General features: G+C 71.1%; 23 protein-coding genes. 17 read left to right on the top strand and 6 right to left on the bottom strand.

Annotation, left to right across the window (positions count from 1 at the left end):
- The first annotated feature begins 102 nt into the window (after positions 1-102).
- A complete protein-coding gene (gene thrS / locus VGR06_RS02815; protein ID WP_414637138.1) occupies positions 103-2,118 on the top strand; it encodes a threonine--tRNA ligase in 2,016 nt (671 codons plus the stop codon).
- Between the two features lie 22 nt (positions 2,119-2,140).
- Positions 2,141-2,710, top strand: coding sequence for an HIT domain-containing protein (locus VGR06_RS02810; protein WP_327557332.1), 570 nt, complete (start codon positions 2,141-2,143; stop codon positions 2,708-2,710).
- A 57-nt stretch (positions 2,711-2,767) separates the two neighbouring features.
- On the opposite strand, the gene VGR06_RS02805 is transcribed toward VGR06_RS02810, so the two are convergent.
- Positions 2,768-3,340: a YceI family protein gene (locus tag VGR06_RS02805; protein ID WP_327557331.1), complete on the bottom strand. Its 573-nt coding sequence runs from the start codon at positions 3,338-3,340 to the stop codon at positions 2,768-2,770.
- Positions 3,341-3,425: 85 nt separating this feature from the next.
- Between VGR06_RS02805 and VGR06_RS02800 the strand changes: the two genes are divergently transcribed.
- From VGR06_RS02800 to VGR06_RS02780, 5 genes are all read left to right on the top strand, one after another.
- Positions 3,426-3,905 carry a MarR family winged helix-turn-helix transcriptional regulator gene (locus VGR06_RS02800; RefSeq protein WP_327557330.1) on the top strand — a complete coding sequence of 160 codons (480 nt, stop codon included), beginning with the start codon at positions 3,426-3,428 and terminating at the stop codon, positions 3,903-3,905.
- Between the two features lie 171 nt (positions 3,906-4,076).
- Positions 4,077-4,688 carry a phosphatidylinositol phosphate synthase gene (gene pgsA / locus VGR06_RS02795; protein WP_327557347.1) on the top strand — a complete coding sequence of 204 codons (612 nt, stop codon included), beginning with the start codon at positions 4,077-4,079 and terminating at the stop codon, positions 4,686-4,688.
- On the top strand, positions 4,685-5,605 hold the full coding sequence (locus tag VGR06_RS02790; protein ID WP_327557329.1) for a phosphatidylinositol mannoside acyltransferase: 921 nt from the start codon (positions 4,685-4,687) through the stop codon (positions 5,603-5,605). The genes pgsA and VGR06_RS02790 overlap by 4 nt, the downstream gene beginning before the upstream one ends.
- Positions 5,606-5,780: 175 nt before the next feature.
- Positions 5,781-6,923: a glycosyltransferase family 4 protein gene (locus VGR06_RS02785; protein ID WP_327557328.1), complete on the top strand. Its 1,143-nt coding sequence runs from the start codon at positions 5,781-5,783 to the stop codon at positions 6,921-6,923.
- On the top strand, positions 6,920-7,936 hold the full coding sequence (locus VGR06_RS02780) for an NUDIX hydrolase (protein WP_327557327.1): 1,017 nt from the start codon (positions 6,920-6,922) through the stop codon (positions 7,934-7,936). Before VGR06_RS02785 ends, VGR06_RS02780 begins: the two co-directional genes overlap by 4 nt.
- Before the next feature lie 66 nt (positions 7,937-8,002).
- Here VGR06_RS02780 and VGR06_RS02775 read toward each other — a convergent pair whose 3' ends face one another.
- Positions 8,003-10,147, bottom strand: coding sequence for an elongation factor G-like protein EF-G2 (locus tag VGR06_RS02775; RefSeq protein ID WP_327557326.1), 2,145 nt, complete (start codon positions 10,145-10,147; stop codon positions 8,003-8,005).
- Between the two features lie 255 nt (positions 10,148-10,402).
- Here VGR06_RS02775 and pdxS point away from each other — a divergent pair, with 255 nt between their 5' ends.
- Positions 10,403-11,308, top strand: a complete 906-nt coding sequence (gene pdxS / locus VGR06_RS02770) for a pyridoxal 5'-phosphate synthase lyase subunit PdxS (RefSeq protein ID WP_327557325.1) — start codon at positions 10,403-10,405, stop codon at positions 11,306-11,308.
- 377 nt (positions 11,309-11,685) lie between these two features.
- Here pdxS and VGR06_RS02765 read toward each other — a convergent pair whose 3' ends face one another.
- On the bottom strand, positions 11,686-12,264 hold the full coding sequence (locus VGR06_RS02765) for an XRE family transcriptional regulator (RefSeq protein ID WP_327557324.1): 579 nt from the start codon (positions 12,262-12,264) through the stop codon (positions 11,686-11,688).
- 46 nt (positions 12,265-12,310) lie between these two features.
- Here VGR06_RS02765 and VGR06_RS02760 point away from each other — a divergent pair, with 46 nt between their 5' ends.
- The 6 genes from VGR06_RS02760 to VGR06_RS02735 all read left to right on the top strand — a co-directional run bounded on the left by VGR06_RS02760 (position 12,311) and on the right by VGR06_RS02735 (position 16,870).
- The gene (locus VGR06_RS02760; RefSeq protein ID WP_327557323.1) at positions 12,311-12,997 is read left to right on the top strand and encodes an AzlC family ABC transporter permease; all 687 of its coding nucleotides are present in this window, start codon (positions 12,311-12,313) and stop codon (positions 12,995-12,997) included.
- Positions 12,994-13,302 carry an AzlD domain-containing protein gene (locus VGR06_RS02755; protein WP_327557322.1) on the top strand — a complete coding sequence of 103 codons (309 nt, stop codon included), beginning with the start codon at positions 12,994-12,996 and terminating at the stop codon, positions 13,300-13,302. Before VGR06_RS02760 ends, VGR06_RS02755 begins: the two co-directional genes overlap by 4 nt.
- 35 nt (positions 13,303-13,337) lie before the next feature.
- Positions 13,338-13,955: a pyridoxal 5'-phosphate synthase glutaminase subunit PdxT gene (gene pdxT / locus VGR06_RS02750; protein ID WP_327557321.1), complete on the top strand. Its 618-nt coding sequence runs from the start codon at positions 13,338-13,340 to the stop codon at positions 13,953-13,955.
- Positions 13,956-13,982: 27 nt separating this feature from the next.
- A complete protein-coding gene (locus tag VGR06_RS02745) occupies positions 13,983-14,732 on the top strand; it encodes a YebC/PmpR family DNA-binding transcriptional regulator (protein ID WP_327557320.1) in 750 nt (249 codons plus the stop codon).
- Positions 14,733-14,784: 52 nt separating this feature from the next.
- Positions 14,785-15,297 carry a DUF4262 domain-containing protein gene (locus VGR06_RS02740; RefSeq protein ID WP_327557319.1) on the top strand — a complete coding sequence of 171 codons (513 nt, stop codon included), beginning with the start codon at positions 14,785-14,787 and terminating at the stop codon, positions 15,295-15,297.
- A gap of 106 nt (positions 15,298-15,403) precedes the next feature.
- Positions 15,404-16,870: an NAD(P)-binding domain-containing protein gene (locus VGR06_RS02735; protein ID WP_327557318.1), complete on the top strand. Its 1,467-nt coding sequence runs from the start codon at positions 15,404-15,406 to the stop codon at positions 16,868-16,870.
- Here the strand turns inward: VGR06_RS02735 and VGR06_RS02730 are convergent.
- Positions 16,867-17,367: a cupin domain-containing protein gene (locus VGR06_RS02730; protein ID WP_327557317.1), complete on the bottom strand. Its 501-nt coding sequence runs from the start codon at positions 17,365-17,367 to the stop codon at positions 16,867-16,869. The genes VGR06_RS02735 and VGR06_RS02730 overlap by 4 nt on opposite strands.
- A gap of 94 nt (positions 17,368-17,461) precedes the next feature.
- On the opposite strand from VGR06_RS02730, the gene VGR06_RS02725 reads away from it, so the two are divergent.
- Positions 17,462-17,959, top strand: coding sequence for a MarR family winged helix-turn-helix transcriptional regulator (locus VGR06_RS02725; RefSeq protein ID WP_327557316.1), 498 nt, complete (start codon positions 17,462-17,464; stop codon positions 17,957-17,959).
- On the opposite strand, the gene VGR06_RS02720 is transcribed toward VGR06_RS02725, so the two are convergent.
- Positions 17,925-18,401, bottom strand: coding sequence for a cupin domain-containing protein (locus tag VGR06_RS02720; RefSeq protein ID WP_327557315.1), 477 nt, complete (start codon positions 18,399-18,401; stop codon positions 17,925-17,927). The genes VGR06_RS02725 and VGR06_RS02720 overlap by 35 nt on opposite strands.
- Before the next feature lie 71 nt (positions 18,402-18,472).
- Between VGR06_RS02720 and VGR06_RS02715 the strand changes: the two genes are divergently transcribed.
- A complete protein-coding gene (locus tag VGR06_RS02715) occupies positions 18,473-20,236 on the top strand; it encodes a metallophosphoesterase (protein WP_327557314.1) in 1,764 nt (587 codons plus the stop codon).
- Here the strand turns inward: VGR06_RS02715 and VGR06_RS02710 are convergent.
- Positions 20,212-20,598 (bottom strand): VOC family protein, encoded by a 387-nt coding sequence (locus VGR06_RS02710; protein WP_327557313.1) that lies wholly within the window; start codon positions 20,596-20,598, stop codon positions 20,212-20,214. The two genes, VGR06_RS02715 and VGR06_RS02710, sit on opposite strands and share 25 nt — an antisense overlap.
- Positions 20,599-20,702: 104 nt before the next feature.
- Here VGR06_RS02710 and VGR06_RS02705 point away from each other — a divergent pair, with 104 nt between their 5' ends.
- Complete coding sequence (locus VGR06_RS02705; RefSeq protein ID WP_327557312.1) at positions 20,703-21,653, top strand: helix-turn-helix transcriptional regulator; 951 nt, start codon at positions 20,703-20,705, stop codon at positions 21,651-21,653.
- Positions 21,654-21,787: the final 134 nt, after the last annotated feature.

Below are 21,787 nucleotides of genomic sequence, written 5' to 3'. Positions count from 1 at the left end.
GTCGGTCGATACCATCGGCGTGCGCATACCGCGCGTAATCACGAGTATCGAGGAGTTCCCGTGGCCCCGTCGCCTGCCACCGCCCCAGCACCCGCGCCGCGCGTGGTGGTGCCGGCGGGCACTACCGCGGGTGCGGCGGTCCGTGAGGCGGGTCTGCCCGGCAAGGGGCCGGACGCCGTCGTGGTGGTGCGCGACGCCGAGGGGCGGCTGCGCGACCTGGCCTGGGCGCCGGACGCCGACGTCGAGGTCGAGGCCGTGGCCGCGGACACCGAGGACGGCCGCGGCGTCATCCGGCACTCCTGCGCGCACGTGCTCGCGCAGGCCGTGCAGCAACTGTTCCCGGAGGCCAAGCTCGGCATCGGCCCGCCGGTCAAGGACGGCTTCTACTACGACTTCGACGTCGAGCGGCCGTTCACCCCGGAGGACCTCGAGGCGCTGCAGTCCCGGATGAAGCAGATCATCAAGGGCGCCCAGCGGTTCTCCCGGCGGGTCGTCGAATCCGCCGACGCGGCCAAAGAGGAGCTGGCGCGCGAGCCGTACAAGCTGGAGCTGGTCGACCTCAAGAGCGATGTGGACGACGCCGAGGTGATGGAGGTCGGCGGGGGAGAGCTGACCATCTACGACAACCTCGACCCGCGCAGCGGTGAGCGGGTGTGGGGCGACCTGTGCCGCGGCCCGCACGTGCCGACCACGAAGCACATCCCGGCGTTCACGCTCACCCGGGTGGCCGCGGCGTACTGGCGCGGCAGCGAGAAGAACCCGCAGTTGCAACGGATCTACGGCACGGCGTGGGAGTCGCCGGAGGCCCTGGACGCGCACCTGGAGCTGCTGGCCGAGGCCGAGCGGCGGGACCACCGCAAGCTCGGCAGCGAGCTCGACCTGTTCAGCTTCCCGGACGAGATCGGCTCCGGGCTCGCGGTGTTCCACCCGAGGGGCGGCATCGTGCGCCGGGCCATGGAGGACTACTCGCGGACCAAGCACGAGCAGGCCGGCTACGAGTTCGTCTACACGCCGCACATCACCAAGGGCCAGCTGTACGAGATCTCCGGGCACCTCGGCTGGTACGCCGACGGCATGTTCCCGCCCATGCACCTGGACGCGGAGCTGAACGAGGACGGCACGGTGCGCAAGCCCGGGCAGGACTACTACCTCAAGCCGATGAACTGCCCGATGCACAACCTGATCTTCCGGGCGCGCGGCCGGTCGTACCGCGAACTGCCGCTGCGGCTGTTCGAGTTCGGCTCGGTGTACCGGTACGAGAAGTCCGGCGTGGTGCACGGGCTGACCCGGGTGCGCGGGTTCACCCAGGACGACGCGCACATCTACTGCACGCCCGACCAGCTCCAGGACGAGCTGGCGGACCTGCTGGACTTCGTGCTGAACCTGCTGCGGGACTATGGGTTGACGGACTTCTCGGCGGAGCTGTCCACCCGGCCGGAGAAGTACGTCGGCGAGCTGTCCGACTGGAACAAGGCGGAGGCCGCGCTGGAGGAGGCGCTGCGCCGGGCCGGGCTGCCGTACAAGATCGGCCACGGCGAGGGCACGTTCTACGCGCCCAAGATCGACGTGCACTGCACCGACGCGCTGGGCCGCTCCTGGCAGCTGTCCACGCTGCAGGTGGACTTCCAGCTGCCGGACCGGTTCGCGCTGGAGTACACCGCGCCGGACGGCACCCGGCAGCGGCCGTACATGATCCACCGCGCGCTGTTCGGCTCGATCGAGCGGTTCTTCGGCATCCTCACCGAGCATTACGCCGGCGCGTACCCGGCCTGGCTCGCCCCGGTGCAGGTGGTCGGCATCCCGATCGCCGACGAGTTCGCCCCGCACCTGCTCGCCGTGCAGAAGTCGTTGCGCGCCAAGGGGATCCGCGTCGAGGTGGATGCCAGCGACGACCGCATGCAGAAGAAGATCCGCAACCACACCACGCAGAAGGTGCCGTTCCTGCTGCTGGCCGGCGCCAAGGACGTGGAGGCCGGCGCGGTCTCGTTCCGGTTCCGGGACGGCAGCCAACTCAACGGCATCGCGGTCGACGAGGCGGTCAGCGCCATCGAGGGCTGGATCGCACGTCGGGAGAACGCTTCGCCCTCGGCGGATACGACGTTCCCCGTCGAGGCGTGATCCCACCCCTAGGATCGTGGGCATGACCGGTGTCGGTTGGTCCGGGCAGCCCGAGCTCGTCGCGCAGCAGGGGGTCGGGGTTCCCGATGCCCTGCAGCGGCTGTGGACCCCGCACCGGATGGCCTACATCCTCGGCGAGAACAAGCCGGACCACGACGAGTCCGAGGGTTGCCCGTTCTGCCGGTTGATCGGCATGGAGGACGAGGAGGGGTTGATCGTCGCGCGCGGCGAGCTGGTGTACGTGGTGCTGAACCTGTACCCGTACAACCCCGGGCACCTGATGGTGGTGCCCTACCGGCACGTCGCCGACTACACCGAGCTGACCGGCGCGGAGACGATCGAGCTGGCCGAGCTGACCCAGCGGGCGATGACGGTCGCTCGCCGGGTGGCCTCGCCGCACGGCTTCAACATCGGCATGAACCAGGGCGTGATCGCCGGCGCCGGCATCGCCGCCCACCTGCACCAGCACCTGGTGCCCCGGTGGGGCGGCGACTCCAACTTCATGCCGGTCATCGGGCACACCAAGGTGCTGCCCCAGTTGCTCAGTGAGACCCGCTCGCTCCTGGCCAAGGCCTGGGACGCGGCGGAGTGAAGTGCCCTGAATGCCACTTACGGGGCGTCGAACGCCCTGAATGAGGCATTCATGGCATTACTCGGCCGGGGCGTCCTGGCGCAGCGTGGCCTCGACGTCGATGGTGAGCTCGATCTTGTCGGCGACCACGGCGAGGCCGTTCTGCACGCCCTCGAAGTTGACGTTGAAGTCCTTGCGGTTGATCTCGCCCTTGGCCGCGAGGCCGAGCCGGGTGCCGCCCCAGGGGTCGGTGATGAAGCCGGTGAGCTCGAAGGCCAGCGGCACCGGGCGGGTGACGTCCTTGATGGTGAGCTCGCCGTCCAGCACGAAGTCCTCGCCGTCCTGGCGGAGCCCCGTGGACCGGTACGTCAACCGCGGGAACGACTCGACCTCGAAGAAGTCGGCCGAGCGCAGGTGGTTGTCCCGGGTCTCGTTGTTGGTGTTGACCGAGTTGAGGTCGACACTGACCTCGACCGTGGAGTCCAGCGGGTTCTCCGCGGTCACGATGTGGCCCTCGACGGTCTCGAACCGCCCGCGAACCTTCGTCACCACCATGTGGCGGACCACGAAACCCACGTAGGTGTGGGCCTGGTCGAAGTCCCAGGTCCCCGTGACGTAGCCGGGAATCTCGAGCGTCGTGGCACTGCTCATCAAAAAGCCTCCTCGGATTGTTGAGCTTTCAACCGCACCGTACACAAACCCGATTGAGAGTTCAACTTTGTCTACAATCGGAGATGTGGACGAGGTCAGGTGGCTGAGCGAGCGCGAGCAGGAGATCTGGCGCGCGTTCATCACCGTCACCGAGGGCCTCACCGAGCACTTCGACCGCCAGCTCCAGCGCGACTCCGCGATGCCGTACACCTACTACGAGATCCTCGTCGCGCTGTCCGAGGCCCCCGGCCGGACCCTGCGGATGAGCGAGCTGGCCGGCGCCCGCGGCTCCTCCCGCAGCCGGCTCTCGCACGCGGTGGCCCGACTCGAGGACGTCGGCTGGGTGCGCCGCCGCACCTGCCCCACCGACAAGCGCGGCTCCTTCGCCGTCCTCACCGACGCCGGTTTCGCCGCACTCGAGGCCGCCGCCCCCGGCCACGTCACCGCCGTGCGCGAGAAGCTCTTCGACGCCCTCACCCCCGAGCAGGTCACCGCCCTCGGCGAGATCAGCAAGGCCATCCTCGCCGGCCTGAACTGCCAGGAACTCAGCGACCCCTGCGACTGAGGCTAGTCCGCCTCTCCGGAATGTTGATGCGGTGGTCGCGTTCCAGCTGGCGGTGCGGTTGTCGGGTGGATTGTGGCTGGGTGCCGTCACGGTCCCCTGAGGTTCCGTTGGTTAGGGTGTCAGCGCCCGCATTTCTCGCCTGATCGTCTCGTGAGGCCACTTGACCGCGCCATGCTGAACATTTTCGCCAGAGCCTCGGTGTCCCGCGTTACCGATCCCGTCGGGGCATGGCTGGTCCGCAGCGGCCTGTCGCCCAACGCGATGACCGTGATCGGCACCGCCGGGGCGGTCGCGGGTTCGCTGTGGCTGTTCCCGACCGGGCACCTGCTCGCCGGGACGTTCGTGGTCTGGGGCTTCACCATGCTCGACCTGCTGGACGGCGCGATGGCCCGGGCGCGTGGCGGCGGGACGCGGTTCGGCACCGTGCTCGACGCCACCTGCGACCGGATCACCGACGGCGCTCTGCTGGCCGGCATCGCCTGGTACCTCTTCGTCGCCGGCAACCGCCCGCTCGCCGCGGCCGCCCTGGTCTGCCTGGTGCTGGCCCAGGTCACGTCGTACATCAAGGCGCGCGCGGAGGCCACCGGGCTCAGCGCGAACGTCGGGCTGGTGGAGCGGGCCGAGCGATTGATCATCACACTGGTGGGGACGGGGCTGACCGGCTTCGGCCTGCGGTACGCCCTGGACGTGGCGCTGTGGGTGCTCACCGGGTTGTCGCTGGTGACGGTGGTGCAGCGGATGGTCGCGGTCTGGCGGTCGGCTGGGGAGGTGACGGCGACATGAGCCGGTGGGGTCACCGGGTGGCGGACCTGGGGTTCGCGGCCGGTTGGGGGCTGGTGCGGCACCTGCCGGAGCGGCTGGCCCGAGCGGCGTTCCAGACCGGCGCCGATCTTGCCGCGCGCCGCTCCGGGCCGGACTCGCAGCTGCGGCGCAACCTCGCCCGGGTCGTCCCCCGGGCCAGCGACCGGGAGTTGGACGAGCTGGTGCGCGGGGCGCTGCGCTCCTACGCGCGGTACTGGCGGGAGACGTTCCGGCTGCCCGGCATGAACCACCGGGAGATCTACGAGCACGTCGACGCGACCATGGTCAACCGCTCGATGATCGACGAGGCGCTGGACCGGGGCAAGGGCCTGGTGCTGGCGCTGCCGCACACGGCCAACTGGGACGTGTCCGGGATCTGGCTGGTCGGGCACTCCGGCACGTTCACCACGGTCGCCGAGCGGCTGCGACCGGAGTCGCTGTTCCAGCGGTTCGTCGCCTACCGCGAGTCGCTCGGCTTCGAGATCCTCGCGGCCTCGGGCACCGACGTGTCGCCGTACCGCCTGCTGATCCAGCGGTTACGGGAGAACCGGGTTGTGTGCCTGCCGGCGGACCGGGACCTGTCCCGGCGGGGCATACCGGTGACGTTCTTCGGCGAGGAGACCCGGATGCCGGCCGGCCCGGCGCGGCTGGCCGCCATGACCGGGGCGACGCTGCTGATCGTGGACCAGACGTTCACCGCGGAGGGTTGGGGCCTCACCGTGCACACCCCGATGATTGTCCACGAGCGGGAGGAGATCCCGGCCGTCACGCAGCGCATGGCCGACGGGTTCGCCGCCGACATCGCCGCGAACCCGGTGGACTGGCACATGCTGCAACCGCTCTGGATCGCGGATCTGCCGGAGGAACGGCAGAAAGCGCTGGCCGAGGCCCCGGCATGAAGCTTGCGGAATGCCGGGCGAGGGAGTTGGCCTACCGCGACGCGGTGGCCCGAGGAACTGGGGTCTGGGGGGCTCGCCCCCAGTGGAACACGGTCTGCCCGAGGAGTGGTCTGGTGACCGGACCGCGAAGGCGACCCACGACCATGGCCAACATTCCCGAGTTGGACAGCACGGCATGAGGATCGGGATCGTGTGCCCGTACTCCTTCGAGGTTCCCGGAGGAGTGCAGTCCCATGTCGTCGACCTGGCCCGGACGCTGCGGGTGCTGGGGCATTCGGTGGAGGTGCTCGCCCCGGCCGGCGACGAGACCCCGCTGCCCGACTTCGTCCGACCGGCCGGGCGCTCCGTGCGCATCCCGTACAACGGCTCAGTGGCAAGGCTTTCCTTCGGGCCGGTGTCGTTCGCCCGGGTGCGCCGGTGGATCCGCGACCATGACTTCGACGTGCTGCACCTGCACGAGCCGACCGCGCCGAGCCTGTCGATGCTCGCCCTGATGCTGGCCGACGGCCCGATCGTGGCCACGTTCCACACGTCCACCCCGCGATCCCGCACACTGTCGGCGTTCCAGGCGGTGCTGCAGCCGTTCCTGGAGAAGATCACCGCGCGGATCGCGGTGTCCGCGCTGGCCCGGCGGGTCCAGGTGGAGCACCTGGGCGGCGACGCGGTGGAGATCCCCAACGGGGTCGACGTCGGGTTCTTCGAGCGCGCCCGGCCGCTGCCCGGTTACCCGCGGCCCGGCGGCACCGTAGGCTTCGTCGGGCGGTTCACCGAGCCACGCAAGGGCATGGACGTGCTGCTGGACGCGTTGCGCCTGCTCGACCCGGAGTTCCCGGACCTTCAGTTGCTGGTGGTCGGCCGGGGCGAGCCGGACGAGCTGAAGTTGCGCGCCGGCGCGGGTCTGGCCGACCGGCTGGTGCTGCTGGGGCAGGCCGACGACGAGACCAAGGCCCGCGCGCTGCGCGGGGTCGATGTCTACTGCGCGCCCAACACCGGCGGCGAGAGCTTCGGGGTGATCCTCACCGAGGCGATGTCCGCCGGCGTGCCCGTGCTGGCCAGCAATCTGCACGCGTTCCGGCGGGTGCTGGACGACGGGCGGGCGGGCGTGCTCACCCCGGTCGGCGACCCGCGCGCGATGGCCGAGGCGCTCCGGCGGTTGCTGACCGATCCGGAGCGGCGGGCCGAGCTGGCCGCGGCCGGGCGACGCCGGGTCGCCGCGTTCGACTGGTCGGTGGTCGCCGGCCAGGTGCTGAGGGTCTACGAGCAGGCCATCGCCGCGGATCCGCGGCGGGTCCGTGAGTCGGGAGTGACCACACCATGAGCATTTTGGTCGCGACACTGATCTTGGTGATCGTACTGGCGTTGGTGGTCGCGCCGTGGCTGGTGGGGACGGCGAACCGGCTGGACCGGCTGCACGTGCGCACCGACGCGGCCTGGGCGGCGCTGGATGCGGCGCTGGCCCGGCGGGCGGTGGTGGCCCGGGCGGTGGCCGCGGCCGGGCTGCCCGACGACCAGCGCGCCGCGGACCCGTTGCGGGCGGTGGCGGAGCGGGCCGAGCAGGCGCCGCGGATGGACCGGGAGGCCGCGGAGAACGACCTCACCCTGCAGCTCGCCGCCGTCGACCGCGGCCACCTGCCGCTGGCGCTGGCCACCGAGCTGGTCGACGCCGAGCAGCGGGTGGTGATCGCCCGGCGGGTGCACAACGACGCGGTGCGGGACACGCTCGCCCAGCGCCGCCGCCGCGCCGCCCGGTGGCTGAAGCTCGCCGGCACCGCGCCGCGGCCGGAGTACTTCGAGATCGTCGAGCCGGCGCTGGCCGGGGAGCCGGACGCGGCGCCGCTGCCCCGGCCGTCGGCCCGGGTGGTGCTGGTCGACGGCGACGGCCGGGTGCTGCTGTTCAGCGGCCACGACCCGCGGCAGCCCGACGACGCCTGGTGGATCACCGCGGGCGGCGGCGTCGAGCCGGGGGAGAACCTGCGCGCGGCGGCGGCCCGCGAGCTGACCGAGGAGACCGGGATCAAGATCCCCGAGGACGAGCTGGTCGGCCCGATGTGGCGGCGCCGCGCGGTGTTCAGCTTCGACGGCCGCAGTTACGACAGCGAGGAGTGGTTCTTCCTCGCCCGCACCCCGGCCGGCAACGGCAAGCCGGTCGAGGTCACGGTGAACACCTCCGGCTTCACCGCCGTCGAGCGCCGCTCGGTGGATGGCCACCGGTGGTGGAGTGCCGAGGAACTGCGCTCCACCAAGGAAACCGTCTACCCGGTGCAGCTACCCGAGTTACTTCCCGCCCTGCTGACTGACCCCTGGGACGGCACCGTCCGCACGGTCCGGTGACCAGCGGGGAAGCAACGTCACGTTCATGCCTTAGAAGGAAAGGAACGTCACGTTGCTTCCCAGGCCCTAGTTCTCCTTGGCGGCGGCGATCGCGCCGGCGGCGAGGGAGTCGGGGAGCGGGTCGTACCGCACGAACGAGCGCATGAAGGTGGCCGAGCCGGAGGTCATCGAGCGCAGGTCGATGGCGTAGCGGAGCAGGGACGTGGCCGGGACCTCGGCGCGGACCTTGCTGTAGCCGGCGGCGGTGTCCGCCTCGGTGCCGAGGACGCGGCCGCGGCGGCTGGACAGGTCGCCGAGCACGGTACCCAGGTGATCGTCCGGGAGGCGCACGACCACCTCGTCGATCGGCTCCAGCAGCGAGATCTTGCCGTTGGCGGCGGCGTCCTTGAGTGCCATCGAGCCCGCAGTCTGGAACGCGGCGTCGGAGGAGTCGACGCTGTGCGCCTTGCCGTCGAACAGCGTCACCCGGATGTCGACGACCGGGTAGCCGGCGGTCAGGCCCTTGGTGAGCTGGGCCCGGACGCCCTTCTCCACGCTGCCGATGAACTGGTTCGGCACCGAGCCGCCGACCACCTTGTCCAGGAACTCGAAGCCGGCGCCCACCGGCAGCGGCTCCACCTCGATGTCGCACACGGCGTACTGGCCGTGGCCGCCGGACTGCTTGACGTGCCGGCCGTGGCCGCGCGCCTTGCCGCCGAACGTCTCCCGCAGCGCCACCTTGACCGGCTCGGTGTCCACGTCGGCGCCGCCGGCTCGCAGCCGGGCCAGCACCACGTCGGCGTGCGCCTCGCCCATGCACCAGAGCACCAGCTGGTGGGTCTCCGCGTTGCGCTCCAGGCGCAGCGTAGGGTCGCCCGCGACGAGCCGGTTCAGGTTGCGGGACAAGGCATCCTCGTCGCTGCGGGTCTTGGCCACGATGGCCACCGGGAGCAGCGGCTCGGGCATCTGCCACGGGGTCATGAGCAGCGGGCGGTCCGGCGCGGACACCGTGTCCCCGGTCTCCGCGGAGGTGACCTTGGTCAGCGCGCACACGTCGCCGGCCACGCAGTACGGCACCTCGCGCAGGTTCGCGCCGAGCGGCGAGTAGATGTGCGCCACCCGCTCGTCGGCGTCGTGGTCGTCGTGCCCGCGCTCGGCCAGGCCGTGGCCGGAGACGTGCACCGGGCGCTCCGGGCGCAGGGTGCCGGAGAACACCCGGACCAGGGACACGCGGCCGACGTAGGAGTCGATCGAGGTGCGGATGACCTCGGCGGCCAGCGGCCCGGACGGGTCGGCCTTGAGCTCGCCCTGGGGGTGGCCCTGCGGGTCGGTGACCTCGGGGATCGGGTGCTCCAGCGGCGATGGGAACGCGCCGGACAGCGCCTCGAGCACCTCGGCGATGCCCACGCCGGTCAGCGCGCTCACCGGGATCACCGGGTGGAACGAGCCGCGCGCCACGGCGGTCTCCAGATCGGAGATCAGCGTCTCCGCCTCGATCTCCTCGCCGCCGAGGTAGCGGTCCATCAGGGACTCGTCCTCGCTCTGCTCGATGACGCCCTCGATCAGGGCGTTCCGGGCGTCGGTGACCTGGTCCAGCTCGGCGGCGTCGGGCTCGCCGGCCGCCGGCGGGTAGCCGCCGCTGTAGTCGAGCAGCCGGCGGGTGATCAGCCCGATCAGGCCGGGCTTCCCCCCGGACGCCGGCAGGTAGAGCGGGAGCACGCCGGCGCCGAAGGCCTCCTGGCAGGCGGCGAGCTCGGCGGGGAAGTCCGCGCGCTGATGGTCGAGCCGGGCGATCACGACGGCTCGCGGCATGCCGACCGCGGCGCACTCCTCCCAGAGCGCGGTGGTCGCCGGGTCCACGCCCTCGGCGGCGCTCACCACGAACAGGGCGGCGTCCGCGGCCCGCAAACCGGCCCGGACCTCGCCGACGAAGTCCGCGTACCCGGGCGTGTCGATCAGGTTGATCTTGATCCCGTCGTGCATCAGCGGGGCCACGGCGAGGCCGACCGAGCGCTGCTGGCGCTGGGCCGCCGGGTCGTGGTCGCATACGGTGGTGCCCTCGGTGACGGAGCCGGCTCGGGAGATCACTCCCGCCGCGGTGAGAAGCGCCTCGGTCAACGTGGTCTTGCCCGAGCCGGACGGGCCGACCAGTACGATGTTGCGCACCTTGGCGGGATCGTCTACAGCGACCGCAGCTCCACCGTCACCGTTGTCGGTGCTCTTTGCTGCCATGACATCTACCTCCCGAACGGACCGCGCTGTCTGGGTGAACCCCGGGGAAACGGATGTGCTCGATCCCACACCGTACGCCTGCTGAGGACAAGCTTTCGGGCGGTGCACCACTCGCACGGATCAACGTCGCCGCAATGCGGCTCGCGGTTCGATAGTGGCCTGGTGAGAACGCCCGGGATTGGCCCGGTTGACCGGTCCACGTCGGCCTTAGCATGAGGTCAGCGGAACTCCATCCCTTTGTACGGAAGGTCGATCGTGTCTGACGTTCAGTCCCCAGAGACCCACACCGGCACCGCCCGCGTCAAGCGCGGCATGGCCGAGATGCTCAAGGGCGGCGTGATCATGGATGTGGTCACCGCGGACCAGGCGAAGATCGCCGAGGATGCCGGTGCGGTGGCCGTGATGGCGCTGGAGCGGGTGCCGGCCGACATCCGCGCCCAGGGCGGCGTCGCGCGGATGAGCGACCCCGATCTGATCGACGGGATCATCGGCGCGGTGTCCATCCCGGTCATGGCCAAGGCCCGGATCGGCCACTTCGTCGAGGCCCAGGTGCTGCAATCGCTCGGGGTGGACTACGTGGACGAGTCCGAGGTGCTGACCCCGGCCGACTACGCCAACCACATCGACAAGTGGCGGTTCACCGTGCCGTTCGTGTGCGGCGCGACCAACCTGGGCGAGGCGCTGCGGCGGATCACCGAGGGCGCGGCCATGATCCGCTCCAAGGGCGAGGCCGGTACCGGCGACGTGTCCAACGCGACCACGCACATGCGGCAGATCCGGGCCGAGATCCGCCGGCTCACCTCGCTGCCCGAGGACGAGCTCTACGTTGCGGCGAAAGAACTCCAGGCGCCCTACGAGCTGGTGGCCGAGGTCGCGCGGCTGGGCAAACTGCCGGTCGTGCTGTTCACCGCGGGCGGCCTCGCCACCCCGTCGGACGCGGCGATGATGATGCAGCTCGGTGCCGAGGGCGTGTTCGTCGGCTCCGGGATCTTCAAGTCCGGCAACCCGGCCAAGCGGGCCGAGGCGATCGTCAAGGCCACCACGTTCTACGACGACCCGGACGTGATCGCCAAGGTGTCGCGGGGTCTGGGCGAGGCCATGGTCGGCATCAACGTGGACGAGATCCCCGAGCCGCACCGCCTGGCCGAGCGCGGCTGGTGAGCAGGGGAGCCCGGCCGTTTCAAGATCGTTTAAGCGGCGGCTCAGGACGTACCACCCAAGGCCGATGGCGTGCCGGTGGTGTGGAACCTGGGCAATACCTCAGTGTCCACTGTGGAGTGAGTGCGACAAAGGCCCCCTTTGTCACGCTCAGCGTGACAAAGGCCCCCTTCGTCGCACGACGGCGCAGCTACTGGAGTACCTGGCGTCACCACAGTCCCATCAGCAACAACAACCACTCAGATGATCTTGAAACAGCCGTGAGTAAGGGAGGAACCGACTTGTCGCGGGAACTTTCCGTGACAAGTCGCTCCTGTCGTGGGAACTTCCCGCGACAAGTGCGCCACCGGGGAAGCAACGTGACGTTGCTTTCCAACCGCTCAGTTGTGCTCGGAGATCATGACCGCCACGGTGCCCGGCTCGAGCGCCTCGAAGACGTGCTCGGCGTCGCCGGGGTAGGCGACGTAGTCGTTGGGGCCGATCTCGACCGGTTCCTCGGTGGGCCCGACTCGGGCGCGGCCGGCGGCCAGCACCACGTGCTCGACCACGCCGGGCATGTGCGGGTCGGACTCCTTGGCGGAGCCCGGTTCGGCGGTGATCAGGTAGAGGTCGCGCCGGGCGTTCGGCGGGCAGGACGACAGCACGGTGGCGATGTAGCTGGCCCGCTCGGAGTACACCGCAGGCCCCTCGCCCGCGCGGATGACCTGGACGCGCGGGCGAGGCGGGTCGACCAGCCGGCTGAACGGTACGTCGAGCGCGACGGAGAGCGCCCAGAGCGTCTCCACGCTGGGGTTCCCGCTGGCCGACTCGAGCTGGGAGAGCGTGGACTTGGCGATGCCGGCGCGCTTGGCGACCTCGCTCAGCGAGAGCCCGACCCGGGCCCGCTCGCGGCGCAGCGAGTGCGCGATGACGTCGAGCGGGGCTCCCCGGCTCGGCGGGTGTTCGGCGGACGAGTCCATTCGTTCTCCTTGACGAACGGGCGGCGTTCCGTTCATTGTAGAAGCCATGCGTTCGATCTGGCGAACAATCGACTCGGCTCTTGTCCGGGACGTGCTGGCCATCGCCGCGGCGGTGGCGGTGATCGGCGCCTCGTTCGGCGCGATCGCGGTGTCCGCCGGCCTGCCCTGGTGGGTGCCGCCGGCGATGTCCGTGCTGGTCTTCGCGGGCGGTGCGCAGTTCCTGGCGGTCGGCGTGGTGGCGGCCGGCGGTGGCCTGGTCGCGGCCGTGCTGGGTGCCCTGGTGCTCAACTCCCGGCTGATGCCCTACGGCCTGGCGATCGCGGGCATCATGGGCCGGGGCCGGATGGCGCGGCTGGTGGGCAGCCACCTGGTCACCGACGAGACGGTGGCGTTCGCCATCGCGCAGCCGGACCGGGAGCGCGGCCGGGCGGCGTTCTGGTTGTGCGGGGTGCTGCTGTACCTGGCCTGGATCCTCGGCACGATCGCGGGCGTGCTGGCCGGCCAGGCGATCGGCGACCCCTCGGCGTTCGGCCTGGACGCGGCGTTCCCGGCGGCGCTGCTCGCGCTGGTGCTGCCCAGCCTGCGTGGTGCGGACGTGGTGCGGCCGGCCCTGCTCGGCGCCGCGATCGCGCTGGCCGCGAGCCCGTTCCTGCCGCCCGGCGTGCCGCTGCTGCTGGCGCTCGCCGGCCTGATCCTGGTGCCCCGCAAGGAAAAGGAAGGGGTGCCGGTGTGAATCTGATCGGGGTGCTTGTCATCGCTCTCGGCACGTACGGGTTCCGGGTGGCCGGGCCGCTGCTGCGGGACCGGGTGGAGCTGTCCGAGCGGATCCAGGCGTTGATGTCGACCGCGGCGGTGGTGCTGCTGGTGGCTCTGATCGCGACCGCGTCGCTGATGGACGGGCGGCACTTCGCCGGGGTGGCGCTGCCGGCCGGGGTGCTGGTGGGTGGCGTGCTGGCCTGGCGGAAGGCGCCGTTCGTGGTCGTGGTGATCGCGGCGGCGGCGTGCACGGCGGGGCTGCGGCTGCTGGGCGTGACGTGAGCGAGCTTGCGAGGTGATGAAGCTAAGGAGGGATCATGGCCGGACCGGTGGTGGGGGTGCTCGCCCTGCAGGGTGACGTGCGGGAGCACGCGCACGCGCTGCGGGCCTGTGGCGCGGAGTTCGTGCCGGTGCGCCGGGAGCACGAGCTGTCCGAAGTGGACGGTCTGGTGCTGCCGGGTGGCGAGTCCACCACGATCTCCCGGCTGCTGGAGACGTTCGACCTGCTGGTTCCGCTGCAGAAGCGGCTCGCCGACGGGATGCCGGCCTACGGCTCGTGCGCCGGGATGATCCTGCTCGCCCGGGAGGTGCTGGACGGCCGGCCGGACCAGCACCAGCTCGGCGGGCTGGACATCACCGTGCGGCGCAACGCCTTCGGCCGGCAGGTCGACTCGTTCGAGGAGGATCTTGAGTTCGCCGGGGTGCCGGGTGGGCCGGTACGGGCCGTTTTCATCCGCGCGCCCTGGGTCGAGTCGGCGTCGCCCGAGGTCGAGGTGCTCGCCACGGTGCCCGACGTGCCGGGTGCCGGAGCGGCCGCCGGTAGGATCGTTGCCGTTCGGCAGGGGTCCATGCTCGCCACGGCGTTCCATCCGGAGCTGACCGGTGACACCCGGGTGCACCGCCTCTTCGTGGAGATGGTCCGCGCTGCCGTCTGACGTTGCACACGGGTAGACGGAGGAGAGATGAGCGGCCACTCGAAGTGGGCCACCACCAAGCACAAGAAGGCCGCCCTCGACGCCAAGCGGGGCAAGCTGTTCGCGAAGCTGATCAAGAATGTCGAGGTGGCCGCGCGTACCGGCGGCGGTGACCCGGACGGCAACCCCACGCTGTTCGACGCCATCCAGAAGGCCAAGAAGAACTCGGTGCCGCAGGACAACATCGAGCGCGCCCGCAAGCGCGGGGGCGGCGAGGAGGCCGGCGGCTCGGACTGGCAGACGATCATGTACGAGGGCTACGCGCCGAACGGGGTCGCGGTGCTCGTCGAGTGCCTCACCGACAACCGCAACCGGGCCGCCGGCGAGGTGCGCACCGCGATGACCCGCAACGGCGGCTCCATGGCCGACCCCGGCTCGGTGTCCTACCTGTTCAACCGCAAGGGCGTGGTGATCCTCCCCAAGAACGACCTCTCCGAGGACGATGTGTTGCTGGCCGTCCTCGACGCGGGTGCGGAAGAGGTCAACGACCTCGGCGACAGCTTCGAGGTGGTCTCCGAAGCCACCGACCTGCTCGGCGTCCGCTCGGCGCTCCAGTCCGTCGGCTACGACTACGAGTCCGCCGAGGCCAGCTTCCTCCCCTCGGTCAGCGTGCCGTTGGACGTCGACGGCGCCCGCAAGGTCTTCCGCCTGATCGACGCCCTCGAAGACTGCGACGACGTCCAGAACGTCTACGCCAACTTCGACGTCTCCGACGAAGTCATGGAAGCCGTGGGGTGAGGGCGGTGGTGCTCACCGGTGATGCATTCGACAACGAAGGATCTCCGAACCCATGACGGTCCACGGCTTACCTGACGAGCACGAGGAGTTGCGGCAGTGGCTGTTCGCGCAGGCTGAGGAGCATGGGAACGCCACCGTGGAGGTGGCGGGGGACGAGTTCGGCGCGGGGTATGTGTTCACGGTGGGGGCGTGGCGGCGGTTCGGGGTGGCGGAGGCCGTCGCGGTGGGGTTGCCGGACGGGATGGGGCGGGTGCTCGTCAACGCGTATGTGGCCCGGGCGCGGGCGGGGGAGCGGTTCGTGTTGGGGCGGACGTACGTGGATTTCTTTCAGGAAACGCCGGTGGTGCTTGAGCGGGTGAGCCGCGGGCACTATCCGGAGTTCTTCGGAAGCGCACTACTGCTCTATCCGAGTGGTGATTTTCCGGCGGTGCAACTCATTGTCGCCACACCGCAGGGTGCCTGGCCGTGGCAGCCCGACGCACCCGCCGGTTTCGCCGAATGGCAGCCGGTGCTCACCGCCAGCGGAGCCCCGGAGAGCTGGACACCCGGGGCGGACGGCCCCTAGCGGCACCAGCCCTGTTGCTTTGCGAACGCATCCGCACAGTGAACCGTTTCGCGTCCACCGTCGTAATGCCGTCGGTACCAGGTGTCGGTGGACTGGGAGGCGGCTCATGGTCACGAGAACGGACTACCTGGTCCTTGGCGCCGGCCCGGCCGGCTTACAGTTGGGGTACTTCCTGGAGCGCGCGGGCCGCGACTATCTGATCCTGGAATCGGGTGCCACGCCGGGAACGTTCTTCCGCACCTTTCCCCGGCATCGCCAGTTGCTGTCCATCAACAAGACGCACACCGGTTCCGACGACCCCGAGCTGAACCTGCGGGTGGACTGGAACTCGCTGCTGTCCGACCGGGAGCGGCTGCTGTTCACCCGGTACACCGAGCGGTACTACCCGGACGCCGACGTGATGGTCCGCTATCTCACCGACTACGCCGAGGCGCTGAGGCTCAACATCCGCTACGGCACCACGGCCGTGCGGGTCAGCCGGGACGAGCGGTTCCGGGTGGTCGACCAGTACGGCGCGGCGTACGAGGCGCCGCTGCTGATCGTTGCCACCGGGCCGTCGAAGCCGTACCTGCCCAGCATTCCGGGTATCGAGACGGCCGACCTGTACGGCACGGTCACCGTCGACCCGGCCGCGTTCGCCGACCAGCGGGTGCTGATCATCGGCAAGGGTGACTCGGCGTTCGAGACCGCGGGGAACCTGGTCGAGACGGCCGCGCTGATCCACGTCGCCGGGCCGGGCGCGATCCGGGTGGCCCGGCAGAGCCGGATCAGCGGGCAGCTGCGCGACGCCGTGCTGGACGGCCAGATCGTGCGGATCGGCCGCGACGGCGACGGCTACCTGGTCTCGGTCCGGTTGACCCGGGACGTGATCCGGGAGATCCGCTGCGACCGGGTGATCGTGTGCACCGGGTTCCGGTTCGACAACTCGATCTTCGGTGGGGAGAGCCGGCCCGCACTCGTGCTCGACGACCGGTTCCCGGCCCAGACCTCGGCCTGGGAGTCGGTGAACGTGCGGGACCTGTACTTCGCCGGCACGCTCATGCAGGGTCGCGACCTCGAGCAGACCACGACCGGCTTCATCAACGGCTTCCGGTACTGCATCCGGGCGCTGCACCGGATTCTCGAGCTGCGTTACCACGGCATCCCGTGGCCGCCGCGCGGGCTGCCGGCCGACCCGGAGGCGTTGATGATCGCCGTGCTGTGCCGGGCCAGCCGGACCTCCGCGCTGTGGCAGCAGTTCGGGCTGCTCTGCGACGTGGTGGTGCTGGAAGGTGCCGAAGCGGCGTACTACGAGGAGATCCCGGTCGACTACGTGCGGGAGAGCCGATTAGGCGACAGCGAGAACTTCTTCGTGGTCACGCTCGAGTACGCCCGCGGCGGCGAGCTGACGTACGGACGCGCGCATCCGCATCCCGTGGTGCGGCACTACGTTCGCGGCACGATGATCGCCGAGCATCACGTCGCCGAGGACGTCGAGGACGACTGGTGCGGCGAGGAGACCCACCGCGACCCGCTCCGCGACTTCTTCTTCCGTGAGCTGTACGAGGACCGCAGCGGCGCCGCGGTTTCCTAACCGCGCACCGGCTGGTAACCCCGCAGCCGGCCCAGCGGCGCGAGCACCGCGAGCGCGGCGTTGACCAGCGGCGCGGCCGGCGTGGACAGCCGGAAGACGTCGCGGAACTCGGTGAGCAGCACGGCGAGCCCGAGTGCGCCCGGCCTGCCGCCGTCCGCGCGGAGGGCGGCCATGCTGGCGAACCACTGCTCGGTGCGGCCGGCGGGGCGGACCTGCCAGAGCACCCGGGCGGGCTCGGTGCCGGGGTTCCAGAACTGGTGCGGGGTCCGGCTCGGCACGTCGATGGTGTCGCCGGGTGTGAGCCGGTGCTCGGTCGCGCCGACCATGGCCCGCACGGTGCCTTCGAAGACCTCGAAGTGCTCGTCCTGCGCGGGATGCCAGTGCTTCGGCGGCCGGCGGCCACCGGGCAGGTAGGTCGCCTCCAACTCCAGCAGCTCGGGCGTGCGCAGCCGGATCGTCAGGTGCTCGGTCGGGCTGATCGCCAGCGTCTCGGTCATCGGTTCCTCCTTCGATTTAGCTTGACATCAAGTTACTTGAGGCCGAGATAGACAGCAAGGCTTGAGATACTTGACGTCAAGCTAAACTGGAACCGTGAGCAGTGAGCCTGACCGGATCGACCGGCTGGTCGGTCAGTGGGCGGACGAGCGCCCCGACCTCGACCTGGACACGATGGCCCTGGTCGCCCGGCTGATGCGGGTGGCGCAGCTGATCACCGGGCGGATCGAGGAGCTGGCCGCGGCGAACGGTGTGCACCGCGGCGAGGGGGACGTGCTGTTCGCGCTGCGCCGCGCCGGGGCGCCGTTCCGGCTCTCCCCGACCAGGCTGGCCGGGTCGCTGCTGGTCACCACGGGCACGATGACCAACCGGCTGGACCGGCTCGAGCAGCGCGGGCTGATCAAGCGCATCCCGAACCCGGCCGACCGCCGCAGCCTCGACGTGGAGCTCTCCGCCGAGGGACGCCGGCTGGTGGACGCCGCGGTGACCGAGCACGTGGCCAACGAGCAGGCCATGCTCGCGCCGCTGACCGCGCGGGACCGCGCCGAGCTGACCCGCATCACCCGGAAGCTGATCGCCCACCTCGAGGCGTGAGGGCCCGGATCCGGGAAGCGTGGCCGGGGTACGCCGCGCACAGCGGGCCGGCCTCGGCGAACTCGACGCTGCCGTCGGTGTACGGCGGCACCACCACCGTGCCCATCAGCGTCCACGCGCCCAGCGACGTCGACCCCTGCCAGGCGCCGGCCGGCACGACCACCTGCGGACGCTGCCCGGCCGCGACGTCCGGCCCGAGCACCGGCTCGCTCACCCGGTCGCCGTCCAGCACCAGCAGCCGCGCCGGCGCGCCCGCGTGGTAGCTGTAGATCTCCAACCGGTCCAGCCGGTGCAGCGCCGAGAAGTCCGGTGCCACCAGGAGGTAGTAGATCGCCGAGCAGCTCCCGTCACGCCAGCTCTGGCGCCACAGGCCGCCCTCCACCGGCAGCGGAGCCAGGCCCAGCGCCGCGGCGATCTGCCGCGGGGTCAGCGAATGCGGCACGGAGCGCAGGTTACGCAACGGCTACCGGTCGCGATCGTTTGAGTAGTGCCACGTCAGCACAGGAGGACCGAGTGACCGAGGAACTGCCGCCGGTCGAGGCGCCCACGGTCCGGCCGCGGCCGGCCGAGTTCACCGAGGAGCAGCTGGGCTTCCGGCCGCAGAAGGCGGTGCGCTGGCTGGCACCCCGGGTGCTGATCACCACCGGGGCCCAGTCGCTGGTCGCGGAGATCTTCGGGTCGTTCGCGGACAAGCGCGAGCTGCAGGCCGGGCTGCCGGCCGCCGTGCACCGTCACGGCGACGCCGGGGAGATCTGGTTCGACTACGTGGCCGACCTCGGCGACGGATTCGACGCCACGTACTCGGTCGCCTCGCTGCTCGCCGCCGAGTCCCTCGAGCTGGACGGGGCCGGGCCGCTGCCGCGCGGCCGGCTCCTGATCATGGGCGGCGACCAGGTGTACCCGGCCGCGTCCACCCGGGCCTACGAGGACCGCAGCAAGGGCCCGTACCGGGCCGCCCTGCCGGTGCCGCAAGGAGTTCCACCCATCCTGCTGGCCCTGCCCGGCAACCACGACTGGTACGACGGGCTGACCGCGTTCCTGCGGGTGTTCGCCCAGCGCCGGCCGTTCGGCGGCTGGCAGACCGAGCAGACCCGCAGCTACTTCGCCGTGCAGCTGCCGCGGCACTGGTGGCTGTTCGCCATCGACACCCAGCTCGACGACTACGTGGACGCGCCGCAGCTGGAGTACTTCCGGCAGGCCGCGGCTGAGCTGCGGCCTGGCGACGCGGTGATCCTGTGCACCTCGACGCCGGCCTGGGTGTCCGCCGGGTCGGGCGGGGAGTCCAAGGGCTACGACACGATCGAGTTCTTCAGCCGCGAGATCATCCGGCCGCGCGGCGCGTCGATCCGGCTGATGCTCTCCGGCGACAAGCACCACTACGTCCGCTACGCCGAGCGCGGCGGCACCGGCCAGCGGATCACCTGCGGCATCGGCGGCGCGTACCTGTCCGCCACCCACGAGCTGCCCGAGACGCTCGAGCTGCCGCCGCCGAAGTCCCGGGTCCGCCGGCCACCCGGGACGATCCAGTTCGACCGGAAATCCACGTTCCCGGACCAGGCCACGTCCCGGCGGCTCGCCCCCGGGATCTTCCGGCTGCCGTGGCGCAACCCGGGTTTCTGGCTGCTCACCGGCATCCTGCAGACCGCGATGACACTCGCGGTGCTCCTCGGCCTGGCGGTGGCCGACACCGGCGTGGGGATCTTCCGGCTGCTCGCCGCGTGGGCGCCGGCGGTGCTGGTGGCCACGGTGCTGCTGCTCGGCGGACTGGGGTTCGCCCGGATCAACCTGCCGAAGGACCCGCGCGGGAACACCGTCGCCGGCGTTCTGCACGCCCTGGCGCACATCGCGCTGAGCGTGGGCTGGGCGTTCCTGGTGCTCTGGTTCAACGTCGACGTGCTGCCCGCCACGAAGGCGGCCGACCTGCTGGTGTTCGCCATCGTGATCATCGGCACGCCGGTCGTGGCCGGGTTCCTGGACGCCGAGATCGTCGCCGCCTACCTGCTGATCGCCAGCCGGTACGGGATCAACCTCAACGAGGCGTTCGCCGGCCAGAGCATCGAGGACCACAAGGGCTTCCTGCGTCTGCACATCGATCAGGCCGGCACGCTCACGGTCTACCCGGTCAAGCTGCCGGCGGTCTGCCGGCGGTGGTCGCCCGACCCGGACGGCGGGCCGAGCGACCCGTGGCTGCGGCCGGCTTCGCCGCTGCGCCCCGAGTTGATCGAGGAGCGCATCGTGATCCCGCGCCTGGCTCAGGAGCCGAGCACCTCGAGGTAGTGCACGTTGGTCATGACGCCGAGGACGTTGCCGAACGGGTCGACCACCGAGGCCGTGACGAACCCCGGGCCGCGCTCGGTGAGCGGCTCGAACTCCTTGGCGCCCAACGACTTCAGCCGGTCCAGGGTGCCCTGCAGGTCGTCGGTGTGCCAGTACACGATGGCGCCGCCGGGCCCGGCCGCGCCGGGCGGGGCGTACCGGCGGTCGATGACGCCGAGCTCGTGCTGGTAGTCGCCGATGCGGAACTCGGCGTACCCGGGCCGGGTGAAGTACGGCTCGATGCCGAGCATCTCGGTGTACCAGCGCGTCGCCGCCGCGTGGTCGTCGGCGTAGAAGGAGACGGTGGCCAGTCCGCGCAACATATCTGCTCCTCTTCGGTCTGTTTCATGGGCACTGCCTTGGTCAACACCCAATCCTTCGGCACAAAGTGCTCACCGATTGAGCACTTTGTCTGCGAGGATCCGGCATGCGTGCGGACCGGTTGGTGGCCGCGCTCCTGGTGCTGCAGGCCCGGGGGCGGGTGACCGCGTCGGAGCTCGCCGCGGAGCTGGAGGTGTCCGTGGCCACCGCGCGCCGGGACCTCGAGGCGCTGTCCACGGCCGGCCTCCCGGTGTACCCGCAGGCGGGCCGGGGCGGCGGCTGGTCGCTGGTCGGCGGTGCGCGCACGGATCTCAGCGGGCTCACCGACGCCGAGGCGCGGGCGCTGTTCCTGCTCGCCGGCCCCGCGGCGGGCGGCGCCCCGGAGCTCCGGTCGGCGCTGCGCAAGCTGGTGCGCGCGCTGCCCGGCACGTTCCGCGCGGACGCCGAGGCCGCGGCCGCCGCCGTGGTGGTCGACCCGGCCGGCTGGGGCGAGCGCGACCGGGCCCGCCCCGAGCTGGTGGAGCGGCTGCAGCTCGCGGTCGTGCGCCGGCGCAAGGTCCGGCTCGCCTACCGCGGCCGCACCGGCGAGCGGACCGAGCGCCTCGTCGACCCCTGGGGCCTGGTCGACAAGGACGACGTCTGGTACCTCCTCGCCGGCACCGGCAAGGGACAGCGCACCTTCCGCATCGACCGCGTGGCCGGCGCGGTGATCACCGACCTGGTCGCCGAACGGCCCGCCGGCTTCGAGCTGTCCCGCGCCTGGGAGCGGGTCGTCGAGGAAGTGGAGCGGCGGCGTTCCCTGCTCTCGGCCACGGTGCTCATCCCCGAGCGGTTCGTGCCCGTGCTCCGCGACCACTTCGGCCGCCACTGCTCCGTCGAGGGCGTGCCGGTCGGCGGCCGGGCCCAAGTCCGGGTGGCCGCCCCGACCCCGCTCATGATCGCCCAGCCGCTCGCCGGCTGGGGCGCGACGATCGAGGTCGTCGAGCCGGACTCGGTCCGCGCCGAGCTGGCCCGGCTGGGTGGGGAGTTGGTTGAGCGGTATTCGGTGAGTCGGTGAGGGGGCGCGGCTCGCCTGCCACGTGGGTGGCGTTGGCGGGCGGCGGCTGGTGGTGGGGCCGGTGGGGCGTTGACCAATGTCCTGAAGGCGGCCTTCGGGGCGTTGAGCGTCCTGAAGGCCGCCTTCAGGGCATG

The organism is Actinophytocola sp., from assembly GCF_036002505.1.
GTDB lineage: Bacteria > Actinomycetota > Actinomycetes > Mycobacteriales > Pseudonocardiaceae > DASYTH01.
This window is presented reverse-complemented; position numbering and strand designations above follow the sequence as displayed.

Bases quoted from the DNA above. Each gene is read 5' to 3' on its own strand.
- VGR06_RS02810 (WP_327557332.1), top strand. From the start codon at position 2,141: ATGACCGGTGTCGGTTGGTCCGGGCAGCCCGAGCTCGTCGCGCAGCAG.
- VGR06_RS02805 (WP_327557331.1), bottom strand. From the start codon at position 3,340: ATGAGCAGTGCCACGACGCTCGAGATTCCCGGCTACGTCACGGGGACC.
- pgsA (WP_327557347.1), top strand. From the start codon at position 4,077: ATGCTGAACATTTTCGCCAGAGCCTCGGTGTCCCGCGTTACCGATCCC.
- VGR06_RS02790 (WP_327557329.1), top strand. From the start codon at position 4,685: ATGAGCCGGTGGGGTCACCGGGTGGCGGACCTGGGGTTCGCGGCCGGT.
- VGR06_RS02785 (WP_327557328.1), top strand. From the start codon at position 5,781: ATGAGGATCGGGATCGTGTGCCCGTACTCCTTCGAGGTTCCCGGAGGA.
- VGR06_RS02780 (WP_327557327.1), top strand. From the start codon at position 6,920: ATGAGCATTTTGGTCGCGACACTGATCTTGGTGATCGTACTGGCGTTG.
- VGR06_RS02775 (WP_327557326.1), bottom strand. From the start codon at position 10,147: ATGGCAGCAAAGAGCACCGACAACGGTGACGGTGGAGCTGCGGTCGCT.
- VGR06_RS02765 (WP_327557324.1), bottom strand. From the start codon at position 12,264: ATGGACTCGTCCGCCGAACACCCGCCGAGCCGGGGAGCCCCGCTCGAC.
- VGR06_RS02760 (WP_327557323.1), top strand. From the start codon at position 12,311: ATGCGTTCGATCTGGCGAACAATCGACTCGGCTCTTGTCCGGGACGTG.
- pdxT (WP_327557321.1), top strand. From the start codon at position 13,338: ATGGCCGGACCGGTGGTGGGGGTGCTCGCCCTGCAGGGTGACGTGCGG.
- VGR06_RS02745 (WP_327557320.1), top strand. From the start codon at position 13,983: ATGAGCGGCCACTCGAAGTGGGCCACCACCAAGCACAAGAAGGCCGCC.
- VGR06_RS02740 (WP_327557319.1), top strand. From the start codon at position 14,785: ATGACGGTCCACGGCTTACCTGACGAGCACGAGGAGTTGCGGCAGTGG.
- VGR06_RS02735 (WP_327557318.1), top strand. From the start codon at position 15,404: ATGGTCACGAGAACGGACTACCTGGTCCTTGGCGCCGGCCCGGCCGGC.
- VGR06_RS02730 (WP_327557317.1), bottom strand. From the start codon at position 17,367: ATGACCGAGACGCTGGCGATCAGCCCGACCGAGCACCTGACGATCCGG.
- VGR06_RS02710 (WP_327557313.1), bottom strand. From the start codon at position 20,598: ATGTTGCGCGGACTGGCCACCGTCTCCTTCTACGCCGACGACCACGCG.
- VGR06_RS02705 (WP_327557312.1), top strand. From the start codon at position 20,703: ATGCGTGCGGACCGGTTGGTGGCCGCGCTCCTGGTGCTGCAGGCCCGG.